9 protein-coding genes are annotated in these 13,239 nt (G+C 47.2%); 3 read left to right on the top strand and 6 right to left on the bottom strand.

Annotated elements, in window-relative coordinates:
• Positions 1-63: 63 nt before the first annotated feature.
• Both melA and AC1S8V_RS05460 read right to left on the bottom strand, forming a co-directional pair.
• Positions 64-1,569 carry an alpha-galactosidase gene (gene melA / locus AC1S8V_RS05465; protein ID WP_482072764.1) on the bottom strand — a complete coding sequence of 502 codons (1,506 nt, stop codon included), beginning with the start codon at positions 1,567-1,569 and terminating at the stop codon, positions 64-66.
• A 198-nt stretch (positions 1,570-1,767) separates the two neighbouring features.
• Positions 1,768-2,781 (bottom strand): AraC family transcriptional regulator, encoded by a 1,014-nt coding sequence (locus AC1S8V_RS05460; RefSeq protein WP_482072763.1) that lies wholly within the window; start codon positions 2,779-2,781, stop codon positions 1,768-1,770.
• A gap of 181 nt (positions 2,782-2,962) precedes the next feature.
• On the opposite strand from AC1S8V_RS05460, the gene AC1S8V_RS05455 reads away from it, so the two are divergent.
• Positions 2,963-3,574: a histidine phosphatase family protein gene (locus AC1S8V_RS05455; protein ID WP_482072762.1), complete on the top strand. Its 612-nt coding sequence runs from the start codon at positions 2,963-2,965 to the stop codon at positions 3,572-3,574.
• A 33-nt stretch (positions 3,575-3,607) separates the two neighbouring features.
• Here the strand turns inward: AC1S8V_RS05455 and AC1S8V_RS05450 are convergent, their stop codons facing one another.
• Positions 3,608-4,222: a Type 1 glutamine amidotransferase-like domain-containing protein gene (locus AC1S8V_RS05450; protein ID WP_482072761.1), complete on the bottom strand. Its 615-nt coding sequence runs from the start codon at positions 4,220-4,222 to the stop codon at positions 3,608-3,610.
• A 176-nt stretch (positions 4,223-4,398) separates the two neighbouring features.
• Between AC1S8V_RS05450 and AC1S8V_RS05445 the strand changes: the two genes are divergently transcribed.
• Positions 4,399-5,340 (top strand): helix-turn-helix transcriptional regulator, encoded by a 942-nt coding sequence (locus tag AC1S8V_RS05445; RefSeq protein WP_482072760.1) that lies wholly within the window; start codon positions 4,399-4,401, stop codon positions 5,338-5,340.
• 274 nt (positions 5,341-5,614) lie between these two features.
• On the opposite strand, the gene AC1S8V_RS05440 is transcribed toward AC1S8V_RS05445, so the two are convergent.
• Both AC1S8V_RS05440 and AC1S8V_RS05435 read right to left on the bottom strand, forming a co-directional pair.
• Entirely contained in the window at positions 5,615-8,026 is a 2,412-nt protein-coding gene (locus AC1S8V_RS05440) for a rhamnogalacturonan lyase (protein WP_482072759.1), read from the bottom strand.
• Positions 8,027-8,433: 407 nt separating this feature from the next.
• The gene (locus AC1S8V_RS05435) at positions 8,434-9,420 is read right to left on the bottom strand and encodes a LacI family DNA-binding transcriptional regulator (RefSeq protein ID WP_482072758.1); all 987 of its coding nucleotides are present in this window, start codon (positions 9,418-9,420) and stop codon (positions 8,434-8,436) included.
• Between the two features lie 85 nt (positions 9,421-9,505).
• On the opposite strand from AC1S8V_RS05435, the gene AC1S8V_RS05430 reads away from it, so the two are divergent.
• Positions 9,506-10,333 carry an HAD-IIB family hydrolase gene (locus tag AC1S8V_RS05430; protein ID WP_482072757.1) on the top strand — a complete coding sequence of 276 codons (828 nt, stop codon included), beginning with the start codon at positions 9,506-9,508 and terminating at the stop codon, positions 10,331-10,333.
• A gap of 158 nt (positions 10,334-10,491) precedes the next feature.
• Here the strand turns inward: AC1S8V_RS05430 and AC1S8V_RS05425 are convergent, their stop codons facing one another.
• The gene (locus tag AC1S8V_RS05425) at positions 10,492-12,936 is read right to left on the bottom strand and encodes a glycoside hydrolase family 6 protein (RefSeq protein ID WP_482072756.1); all 2,445 of its coding nucleotides are present in this window, start codon (positions 12,934-12,936) and stop codon (positions 10,492-10,494) included.
• Positions 12,937-13,239 lie beyond the last annotated feature (303 nt).

Genomic DNA, 13,239 nt, shown 5'->3' with positions numbered 1-13,239 from the left:
ATGTCGAAAAAAATAAAAAACAAACAGGGCCCCTCCATTGGAGAAGCCCTTACTCACTTTTATCTACTGCTGCACTTTCTCGCGATCTTTTCCTTTATCGGATTCACCCGCATTTTTGTTGGCAGCATCGCGATCTTGCTGCATCTCTTCAACGGTTTTCACCTTGAGACGTGCTGCACCTTCATATTCCTTCGTTGGAATCAAGTTACCTGCAGCAAGTCTTGCTTCTGCGGCAGCAATCGCATCCCCATACTGCGGCAACCACTGGGCCTGCGCAACCAGCATCTCGTCGACCATCTGCCAGATCTCCTTTGGATTACACACGGCACCTACGAGCGGGTCCATCATGAACGCCTGACGAAGTAACTTGTCGTCTCCATTCACCGCAGCTTCAACCGCAAGACGTTGCACGGAGATACTCACATTACATACCGCAGCCGGGCCAAGTGGCAGATCGCCTACATGCGGCATGGAGATGCCGTTGCGATCCACATATCCCGGTGCCTCAATAATCGCATCGTCCGGCAGGTTCGAGATTACTCCATTATTAACGGTATTGAAATGTCCACGATAGACACGTCCCGTCTCCAGCCCTTCAATAATGTACGAACCGTGCTCCTCGCCCCGTTTTTCCGGAATGAATTGCATCGGTTCATCCTTCATCCAGTTTGGAAAATCAGTCTCAAACCAGTTGCGCCCCTCGGTACACACCCGCAAATATCCACCCGTCTCTCCATTGATCCAGTTGCCGAGGTCGATCCATTCGTTGATCTCTTCCGGACGTTTGCGGTACCACGGCACATATTCACTCAGGTGACCATTCGATTCCGTGCTGTAGTATCCGAAGCGGCGTAACATATCGATCCGTACTTTCTCGGTGCGGCTATACTCCGGATGTTTCTCAAAGGCTTCGAGCAGATCACCTGTAAGGTCTTTACCTTCATGAGACGCCTGAATGTACCAGGTCTGATGGTTGATGCCGGCACAGATAATATCCACTTCACTCTTTTTCAAGCCAAAAGCTTCCGCAATCTGATGATGACCATGCTGTACGCCATGACACAGTCCGATCGTCCGCACTCCGCCGTACTTGTTGCATGCCCATGTGAGCATCGCCATCGGATTAGAGTAGTTCAAGAGCAGTACGTCCGGTGCGCTCTGTTCACGAATATCTTTACAGATATCCAGCATCTCGGCGATTCCCCGTTGTCCATACATAATGCCGCCTGCACACAGCGTATCGCCGACACATTGATCTACACCATATTTCAGTGGAATATCCACATCGGTTGCAAATGCTTCCAGTCCCCCGACACGAATCGTACACAGTACGTACTTCGCATCTTTCAACGCTTCTTTACGATCCGTTGTCGGCTGAATCTGAATATTCAATCCATTCTCACGGATATCCCGCTGACATAGCTCAGTCACCATGTCCAGATTGTGCTGGTTAATATCGCAGAACGCAATCTCGATGTTGTTAAATTCCGGTACCGTGAGCAAATCCCGCAGCAATCCCCGTGTAAATCCGATACTTCCTGCCCCGATAAAAGCCACTTTAAATGACATGCCTATGTCCTCCCCTAATCCGAATCTTTCGCTTCGGTTAATGACTTTCTTCATGAAATCATTGTACCAACGGCAAAAGGGGAAGCGTTATCAAAATCATGACCTGTTCAAGATCTTGTTGTCAAAAATCCTAACTTTTTAAAACCTAATCCAATCATTCAATACTCATTTATATTAAAAGATAACTGCAATCGAGACTCATTCATCCGCTGGGTATTGACTAACATGTCGTTCCATAGAGGAGCGAAATTCAACCGGAGTCATGCCTGTTGTCTTCTTGAATAACATATGAAAATACTGACGACTGCCTACTCCAACATAGTCGGAGATCTCCGAAATCGGAATATTCGTCTGATGAAGCAGCATCTTGGCCTTCTCCATGCGAAGCATCGTCAGGTAGTCGGTAGGTGTGCGCTGCGTGTGCTGACGAAAAATGCGATGTAAATAGCCCGGATGCAGATTGACGGCTGCCGCGATATCCTTCATCTGAATATTTCGATCCATATTGTGATGCATGAATTCAATGGTTCGTTTGACATACAGCTCCGCCTGATCTGGCGCACTCCGGCTCATTTCTCCACGCAGACGTGCAACACGGACCAGTAACTGGATAAACAGTGTACGCACCAGCATCCCCTGCTCGGGAGACGACAGATTCCGGGCTTCGCGCTGTTGCGCCCTTTCCTCTGGTGAAATAATCCTCATTGGCGTGGTCGCTTTTCCTTGCTCCAGCAGACCCCGCTGATCGAGTTCCAGCACCAGACTCTTCATAATGTGATACACCTCTTCCGGATCAGGCAGTACCAGATATGGCGAAGCATTAGTGAGTAGAGTATGGACTTCTTCCTCTTCCAACGCGAGCTGACGGATGGATAACTGTCCGGGAGGCGAGCCTGAGAATCCAAATTCCACATTGAGCATCCGGCAAGGGACACCATCTTCCACCAGCAAACGATGCGGGACACCTGCGTCGAGCATGATGAACTGTCCTTTTTTCAAAATAGTCTGCTCCGAGCTCCCATCCGGCATCTGCACATCTACCCGGCACATTCCCGAAATAATGTACATGATCTCCGTGGAATCATGTTGGTGATAGGACATACGGTAATCGTCCCATTGCTTGTAATAGTAAGCATAGAAACGCGGCCCACAGTCCTCCGTTCGTAGTCCCTCCTGATACAGGCTTCCTGTCCAGCGCTTCGTGACAATCATATCCATACCTCCATCCTACAACGATCGATCCTCACTTTTCTCCATTGTAACAATTCTGTCGGGTGGATATAAACTGTCCTGACTTAAATGATGGTTGTATTCTGTAATTAGATAAATATATAATTAGTATATAATCTAATCGTTTTATATAAACTGTCTATACTTAAGGAGGTTTCCACGCATGAGTACCACCTTTCACCTGGTGAGACATGGTCTCAAAGAACGACGAATCGGGGATGTCCCCCTCACTTCCGAAGGGACTTTACAAGCCAAAGCCACAGCACTTCATTTTGCCAGAGCTACCTTTCCCGTTACTAAAATCTTTACCAGCCCACTTCGACGAGCCCAAGAAACCTCCAGCATGATTGCCCACCATACTCAATCCCATATAATCGTAGATCCTCGCCTGCGTGAACGTGCCAATTGGGGAGATTGCCCGGATCAGTCATTCGAAGAATTCATTGCAATGTGGGATCGATGTACGTCTGACCCAGATTACATTCCACCCGTAGGAGACTCGGCCAAACAGGCTGGTGAACGTCTGGCCTCCCTTCTAACGGAATTGGCTAATGAAGGGCAGGAGAACCGTAACATTATTGTGGTTGCACATGGTGGACTCTTTACTGATTTTCTGGTACAAAATTTTACCGAGCGTGAGCTTAACGTCTGGCATTCCGATTTTATAACTTTGCAGAACCAACTTATCCCCGAGTGCTCCATCACCACATTAATTCATGAGAATGGAAAATACACCATCGAAGACTTTGCATCCGTTAAACATCTGAAATTCTGAATGATCGTTTCACTAAGCTTAATCGAGGATACGCTAAGCTCCAACAATCCGGAGTTGTTCTCCCTCCACAACAATAGCTTGTGCATTCGTAATAGGTACTAGAGGTAGCTCTGACTGATACTCTGCAAGAACTTTTTCTGATGATTCAACAAACGGAAAGCATCCATGATGCGGGACCGGATAAAAATCGATGACATTTAATGCACCATAACTTTTAAGGCTCGGGGCCACCATGGAATCATCCATTTCTTTCACATATTCAATATGAGGCGATAAGATTATAGAGCCTGCTGACTCTCCAATGTAGATCTTTCCAGCCTGAATGTGCGCTCGAATCCGTTGGTCCGCCCCGCTTTTTTTAAGTTCTTGAAGTAGAAAAAATGTATTCCCACCCGTCACATAAATCATATCGTTTCGCTGTAACGTACTCTCTATTTCTTGAGGTGAGACTGTGGATATCTCCAACTCATCCACCACCAATCCCAATTCCTCAAGGGCTTTTCGGCCAGCTTGCACATAATCATTGTATTCCTCTTGAATAGCCGCTGTAGGAATAAATGTGACCGTTCTCCCCGTCAATTCTTCCTCAAATGCACCAAACAAGCTCGCTGTCTCTTCAAAAGATGAAGTCAGAAACAATTTTTTCATCTTTAACGCCTCCCATCGCTTTTCCTTCCTCTTCATTAAAACATGCAATGACTGACAGCTTAATGTCAGTCATTATAAAATAAGAGTGATGAACCTATCGTTTTTACAGTCAGCAGTTTAGGCGTTACAAATTGCCTCTCTCTTCTCATACGTATAGAAATAAGGAGGGATCAGTTATGAAATTGGAACGCATGCTCGCTATTGTGATGTTGCTTTTGCAACGTGGCAAGGTTCGTGGAAAAGATCTCGCCGAATTGTTCGAAGTTTCTCTGCGCACCATTTATCGGGATATAGAATCCATTAATGCAGCAGGAATTCCCATTACAACAAGCTCTGGTGCCGGTGGTGGCATTCGCATTATGGAGCAGTACAAACTGAATAAGGGCTTATTTACTACAGATGATATGATTGCCATGCTGACTGGACTCGGCATAATGCAAAGCACATTCTCAGGTAAGGAAGTATCCCATGCATTGGTTAAGTTGAGAAGCATTGTTTCAGAAGAACAGTTTCATGCTATGACTATGAAAACAAATCAGATGATGGTGGACTTTACGTCCTGGATGGGCGTTGATGACTCCGACACCGTTATTCAGTCTATCAAATTAGCCTTGGAAAAAATGTACACTTTAGCTTTTTCTTATTATAATCGCAAAGGAACCGAGCAGCTTCAAGGTGTGGAACCTCAACGACTGGTGTTTAAGGCAAGCTATTGGTATGTGCAGGCCTATCTGCCTCAAACACAGAGTTACAGACTGTTCAAGTTACGCAAAATGTATGCGGTGACGGTTGAAGAAACTCCTTTTACTCAGCGTATCTTGCCACATCCCTTCTCTGATTTTACCAATCAGATGCGTGCCAGAACTTTTCCAATTAAACTACTCATTAACTCATCCGCTCTGAATCGCATGCTGGATTATTGCACGATGGAACATATCACCGATCTCGGAGATGAGCGATATCAGGTGGACCTCCCCTTTATAGACGATGATTATGGCTTCGGTATATTAATGAGCTTTGGAAGTAGCCTGCGTTGCCTAGAGCCGGAACATGTTCGACTGGAATTAATTCAACGAATGAACGCGGCAACAGAGCAATATACGAGATACGCCCCTTAATACATAGTTCCTTGCCAATAAACCGCCCCCTAAGAAAAACTAAGCCAATCCTAACTTTTCGATTGCATCCCCGAATGCTTCAGTTCACCTCTGATCTACAATCATGGAAACTATAAAAAAAGCTCTGAAACCTCCATGTGCCGAGACACATTGGGATTCAAGAGCTTCAAAGCTTCGATACCAACTCTTAAAACTGACGACGTTGCTTTACGTTACAGGCTGATCTTGAACACATGTTGTGTTGCTATTGCTAGCTATTATTAATCCGGCCTGCTTACTTTCCACCTTTACCCGGTGTGTAGAACTTCGGCAGCGTTACTTTTGACCAGTCCATATCCGATGCCATGTAGAAGGACGGATAGGACGGCTGGTTGTACCCACTGTTCTGTCCCGCAATGCCCACGCGATACATCGCATCATGCATGAGCGTGTAGAGCTTGCGATCTGTCTTCTCGGTACTCATATAGATGCGGATAGCCGAACTGTCCGCAGTTCTTACCAGCATCTCTTCTCGCCAATCCCCGAAGATGTCAGCCACGAGAGAAGGCGTACCTTTCGTATGATTGTTGGTTAATGTGCCTGTTGCGGTAAGCACCGTACCACGCTTCCAATCCTTGATCGTAGGCGTGACGTCGATGGCACCGTCTACGATCTGAGTCGTCATATCAGCAGCCCAACGAATGTTCATATTCGTACCAGGCATCTGATCACTGATTTTCTCACCCGTAGCGGTCCACAAGCCTACAGCCCATGTCTCTAGTCCACGACGAGTCGGATCAATATCTCCCACCATGCCGCGTCCGGTATCTTTCCCCGTGTACCCGCCATAGATGATCTCTCCGGTCTTCGCATCCCGTAAGGAATAACCGTAAGGAGCCCACGGACCCCCTTCATGAACCATAAAGATCTCCAGTCCCGGACGATCCGGGTCGATATCCGCAACATGAAGTGCATCTCCATGACCCAGACGGGCAATCGTTCCCGGTGCAGCACTCTCGGCAGGCATCAGGTCTGAGGAGCTGTACAGCACGCTGCCATCATGATCAATCGTAGCAGAGCCATAGATGATCTCCTGTTTGCCATCTCCATCCACATCCGCCACACTGAACGAGTGTGCACCCTGGGTAGTAATGGAGCCATATTGCGGATCTGTACCATCTACGCCGTGTGGCCCATCATTGAACGGGTTCTTCATTGGCGTCCAGCCGCTATCCACTTTCCATTCCTTTTTCAGCTTCTTGCCGTCCCAATTGTAGGCAACCATCGTCGAACGTGTATAATATCCGCGTGCAAAGATAGCAGACGGTTTCTTGCCATCCAGATACGCCACACCTGCCAGGAAACGGTCCACTCGATTGCCCGGTTCAATCCGTGCCATGGCATAGTCGCCCCACATCAGACCATCATCATGACGCTCGGGTTCATACGGAATGGTCTCCAGCTCTTTGCCTGACTTGCCTTCAAATACCGTAACATACTCAGGTCCATCCACGATAAAACCTTCAAACTTGCGGAGCTCATTTCGGTTGCTGCGTTCTACAGCATACACATCAATGAAGTAGTCTGCCAGGCTCTCGGCATCCTGCTGAGATAATGGATAGTTGTACTTTTTCTCCATTCCAAAGGCCTCTTCCAATGTCGCAGGCCAGTTCCCCTTCACAACCTCTTCGTGTTTATGCCAGTTTCTGAACATATCCACTACGTGGTCGAAGTAACCGTCAGCACTCAACCGATAATCATCTTCGTTCGAGTACCCTGCCTTGCGATCCTGCTTGGGAAGCGTGATGTATTTCTCGGATGTCACTTTTCCTTTTTTGTTATATTGGATAATCTTGGTGCCCGGAGCGGTCTTGAACATCATCTCAGCCTTGCCATCCCCGTCAAAATCGTAAACGAGCATCTGTGTATAATGAGCACCCGCACGGATGTTAACCCCAAGATCGATCCGGTACAACAATTGTCCGTCCAAGGTGTAAGCATCAATATAGGTTTTACCTGTGTATCCTTTTTGCGATACGTCCTTGGCGTTGGAGGGGTCCCATTTGACGAAAAACTCATATTGGCCATCCCCGTCCACATCACCCACGCTCATGTCATTGGCGGAATACGTATAGGCTTCTCCGGCAGGCGTCACGCCATCGGCAGGTTTTTGCAGTGGAATATCCACATACCCATTCGCCCAAGGTTTGACGGATGCACTGCGTTTACCCTCCTTGCCCTTCTTGTTCACCGCTGCCACTTCATAACGGGAAGAGGATTTGCCTGCGGCATCTACATAGTTGGTGCTATCTGTAACAGTAGCGATCTTTTTGCCATCACGGTAGATGGTAAAGTCCGTACCTGTCAGCCCTTTGTCGCTGTACCCTGTGGCCTCGTCGCCAAGCAATCTCCAGCTAAGAAACACACCTTCGGATGTTGATGCAGCCACCAGACCGCGATCCAGATATTCCAGTTGAATACTTTTCAAGTGACTGCCTCCTTTGCTAGATTGCAGGCTGGCTTCCGGCGCACCCTTCCCATTCGAAGCTTCTGCTCCGGTGATTCCCGCTGTTCCCCCAATGAGCAAGGCCACGCTGAGTGCCGAAGAGAGCACCTTGGCTGCAAGCGGTATGCGTGCCTTCCTGCGACCTGATTGCAGACCTGAAGCCGATCTCTTATGTACCGGCGCTGTTGTTTCTGAGTTCATCCACCTTCACTCTCCTTGAGACAGAATAGGTTACGCTTATACATATCGATGATTAGACGTTCGGTAATCCATATGTTCATATTTTACTGAATGCGCTTACAAAAATATAAAAGAATAATCTTCCTAAACAGACTTTCTCGGCTCCATCCCCCTTTCATGCCCTCTTTACTCTGAGCAGCCCCATCCTGCCCGTCGGGTATTATTATAGCTACCCTGCCTGGAACGACATAGGCAAATATCCGTCCAAAACGATTAATATTCAGTGTTTGTGAGGTTATCCCGCCAAAGAATTAATTAGCACATACTAACTAACTAACTAACTTGGGGTATACTTTTCCAATTCACATACATCGGGCTGTCGCACTCTTTAAAGGATTTCACCATCCTTCTTTTCCTTTTACTTTCTTCTAAGTAGACTCGCGTATAATCAACGAAGTCTTGTAGGTTTTCACTATAGGAGCAGATTGCATCCCCTTCAATCGCCGGGTAAGACATTCCGTAACGTCCCTGACCATTTCGGGAATACAATTGGTTAATGTGGTCAGCTCCGGGCTAGTCATCAATCCGACAGGATGGTTATCAAACCCGATAACGGACATTTCCTGAGGCACGGATACTCCCCTTTGCTTTGCTGCTCTCAATAAACCAGTAGCTACAAAGTCACTACCCGTTATCATTCCATCCGGCAATGGAGCAGAAATAAATAATTGTTCACCCAAGGCATAACCATCCTCCATAGTTACCAGACCTGCATAACATTGTGATTTCGCACACGGAAGGCCGAACTGTTGGTGAGCCCGTTGAAACCCGTTCCATCTTTTCTCTTGCAATGGTGTCAGGTAATCCATACAGAAAAACAGATGACGGCGTCCTCTCAACAGCAAATATGAGGTCGCTTGAAAAACCGCATCTTCTTCATCCATTCGAAAGACATCGAGAAACTCCCCGTCCATCGCTTCGTTGCATATGATCCCGATGCCTGAACCTAACCATTCTTTAATTTCTCTCTCCGAGAAATGGGAATGCGCAATAATTACAGCATCCATCTCCCGATGTAACAATCGGGCATACACATCACGTTCATACTCGCGGGATAATTCAGTCTGATAGATGACAAGTCGATACCCCACGGAGCCTAAGGAACGACCTAATGCACTAACAAGCTGGCTGAAATAGGGATGCTCCACATCGGGGACAAGCACGCCGATATGATTGCTTGCCTGCAGGCGGAGCTGAACCCCATGTGTATTGCGAACATATCCCAGCTCCTTGATGGCTTCTTTTACTTTTTGCCTGCTTTCAATGGATACATGAGGATGGTCGTTTAACACACGGGATACCGTAGATTTAGAAAGACCACTTACACGTGAAATATCAAATATGGTGGGCAACATAAACACCTCATATGAAAAGTATTGACCTGGGAACGTTCCCAGCAACTATGATATCGAAAACAAACTCTAGGGAGGAATAACACAAATGGAAGTCACCTATACCCCGGCTGTAACTGAATATCTGATATTTTTTGATTTTGACGAAACGTATTACCCACATGAATGTTCGCCTGAACACCTCAGAAGGGTATACGAGTTAGAAAGATATATCCAGCACCTTGCCAGAAATCATCATGTAAAAGTAGCCTGGGTCACCGGAAGCAGCATTCAGCAAATACAGGCAAAAATGAAAACGGCCGGTATGACGCAGTTCCCCCATTTTATAGCAAGCAATCTGGGGACAGATCTATGGGAAGTCCGGCATGACGGACAATTGCTTACCATTCCTTCATGGCAGAAGATCATTCGAGAATCCGGATTCTCCCGTAGAGATGTAGAAGATTTAATTGGTGAATTGAAATCAACATACAACATTGTTCTCCACGAACAGACTCAATTAGGTCAATCCGGTTACAAAATGAACTACTATTATTATGCAGAATCTTTAGTCAAAACCCAATATGATATTCATATTATCAGGCATCTGGCTACCAATCACGGAATCGGAATCAATATCAATCAATGTAATCCCAAGGCGGGTGATCCGGAGCATGCCTATGATGTCGATTTTATCCCCGCAGGAACCGGAAAGAAAGCGGCTGTGCAATTCCTGATCGATTACAATCAGGTGCTCCTGCCCAATACATTCGCCTTTGGTGACAGTGGAAATGACATCGAGATGCTTCAGATGGTTACCCATGGATATCTTCTCCAGAATGCAACGACCGAGGCAAAATCATATCACCACAACGTTGCCCCCTATCCATACGCCGAGGGAATTTTGCATATATGCAGAAATTTCTTTGGGGAGTAATTCATGTTTTGGCGAAAGTTCTATCGACTGTACAATGTAAATACCGCCACTTTCCTCAACGGAGAAGGGCGGTATTTTACATACTATTGACGGGTTAACATGCATGTAGCTTATCTTAACTCCCGAATTACCTAATTACAGATCACCGATGATTCCTTTTAAGGCTCGATGCCCCATATCAGGTTTCCACCTTGGTAGAGTGTTACCTTGTTCCAATCCTGATAGGATGTTTTGGTTGGATCGAAGGAGTAGTCATTACTCTCATCAAAGTTGGACCAATCTGTTTTGTACATGCGAAGCTGGATGTCTCCAGTCTGTCCACCAGCCTGAATGCTGCCAGCACCAGATGTGAAGCTCAGCTCCACATACGAGTCTGTGAAGGTACGCTGGATATTGGCTCCGCCAACTTGAGCGTAATCGATGGCAGAATCCATCGCAGCCGATCCTTCTTTGGAGAAGTAATACCGGATCTTCAGATCACTCAGGTTCACAGCGGTACTGCCCAGATTTTTGATATTGAAATACGGTTTGATCTGGCTATCCAGAGCATTGGTATCTCCGGCACGGTATTGCAGGACAAGATCACTGGTCGGTACAACGACACTTTGAGGTGTCGCAGAAGCTACAGCGGAATTGGCACTTTGCCCTGCTGTATTCACTGCACTTACTACATAGTGATACGTTGTGCCGTTCGTCAGAGAAGTGTTCGTGTAAGATGTACCACTCACATTCTCCGCGATCGTTGTGAACGGACCGGATGCACTGAGCGCCCGTTTCACATTATAGCTTGTCGCACCTGTAGAAGCGGTCCACGTCAGGCTCACCTGTGCATTGCCTGCTGTTGCCGTTAAAGCTGTTGGTGCAGCTGGCGCAGTTACACCTGCAACGGGTGTGGCCGTAGCTGTTGCAGAGTTAACACTTTCACCTACTGCATTCGTTGCCGTTACCACATAATAATAGGTTGTGCCATTGATCAGACCAGTATTGCTGTAAGACGTTCCACTTACATTGGCTGCAATCGTTGTGAATGGACCTGATGCACTCAGTGCCCGCTTCACACTATAACTTGTAGCCCCTGTGGAAGCAGTCCACGTCAAGGAGACTTGAGCGTTACCAGCAGTAGCCGTCAATGCTGCTGGTGCTGCCGGAGCTGTTGTTCCCCCCGGAGGATTGCCTCCACCGTTACTGGCAGGCAGTACAGGGAATGAGTTTTTCACCAGTGCCACGAATTGATCATGGAACCAGTGACCCGATACCGGAGCATTAGGCAATGCACCTGTTAATACACCATCCCGAGTTGTGAAGGTTGGATCACACATCCGGTCGAAACCTTTGCCTTCGTTATTCGGAATTTCGGAGCTGGAGCCATCGGATTCACCCGGAGGTTTCACCCATACATAAGCATCCAGATGCGCTGGTCCTGGTGCAGCCTTAGGTGCTTCACCAATACCTGCGCCACTGTTGTTACACCAGTTGCCACGATGATCCCGTTTATCGACCCGGCCAGAATTCACATAGGCATTGATATTATTTCCTGTCGCTGATGTTGGACGGTTCACCCCACCCCATCCATTACGGCTGGTATCAATCAGGAAGCCTGTGCTGCTCGGCCATCCAGCTTGTACAAATCCGGAATAGAGTGCTGCAGTGAAATCCGTCTCGTCAAAGTACGGATTCCATTCATAATAATCGGAGGATCGAATCGGTTGTCCACCAATATTCAGATCCGGATTAGGCAGATTCGGTTCATGGGTAGGTGTCGTATTTGCAGTGTTGGTGATAAAACCATCTGCACTCTGCAGACCTGCCGCTGTATCATTTACTACGTCAGTATACAGGGCAATCGCACCGGTACGGTTGTTGTCCCATCCGAGCCAGCCGGAGTGACCAATATCCAGATAGTTATACACATTGGGAATGGCATGCAGCTTGTCCAGTGCATACTTGACGCCATCTTCATAGATGCCTGTTGAGCTGGCTTGTGCACAGGCCGGAGTATTCAGATTGGTCACAAGGTTAGGCAGACTGTCCGGCTCAATGATCGCTACAATACGAATATCCTGATATTTCGGATCTGCGAAGATATCTGCAATGACATCAATATAGTCCGTTTTGTACGTCTGTAGCGCAGCCTGTGTTAATGGAAGTTCACCATTGGATGCAAGTGCATGACAATCCCGACCTGGCAGGTTATAGATAACGAATGAAGCGGTTATTGGTGTACCCGGTTTCTTTTGGGCGAGAACGGCATCGAGATGTTGCTCTACGCTTTTGCGACCAGCGTTATCTGTGCCGCCATAGATCGCAGCAATGCGGTCAATCCATACAGCCGTTGGATACGATTTGACCGTCTCCATCTTGGCCTTCAGCGATGTATCGTTGGTCAGCGCAATGGACGTATCCACGAGAGCTGAGTAATCCTGGTTCAGATAAGCGGTTGCTCCCACAAATGGATTATCCACATGTGCTTCAGCCGCCTGAGTCAGGCCTGGAGACATCCCCGGGAAAATCCCCGCCGCGAGCAGCGTTGCTGCCAGCATTTGCTTTACACCTTTGCGCAGGATCTTCTTGCCTCTCGATTTGGTTTTTAATGTAGTCTTCATAAGTTCCACCTTCCTTTTAGTTAGATTGGGTTGTACTCATGTCTGATCCTCTGTGTCATTAAGATGCTTAGCACGAAGAGAACGTTCGGATGAGTTTGTTGTATCACCTCCAAAAGAAATGGTTGTATAACTGGAATCTTGAGTGAACAGTCGTGTGTGGAGTCGAACCGTGTGAGTATAATGTGGTGGGTGTGGTTGAACGTGTGTTAGACATGAAGAAGTGTGAAAAAGGATTACGGGATATCTGACTCCCCATTTGAGTAAGCGCTTTCTTTGAGGTTTAAAAAAAGGCCTTCGCCTATC

Source organism: Paenibacillus sp. B46(2026) (assembly GCF_056786355.1).
The sequence above is the reverse complement of the archived record's forward strand: the minus strand, read 5'-3'. Positions and strand labels throughout refer to the sequence as shown.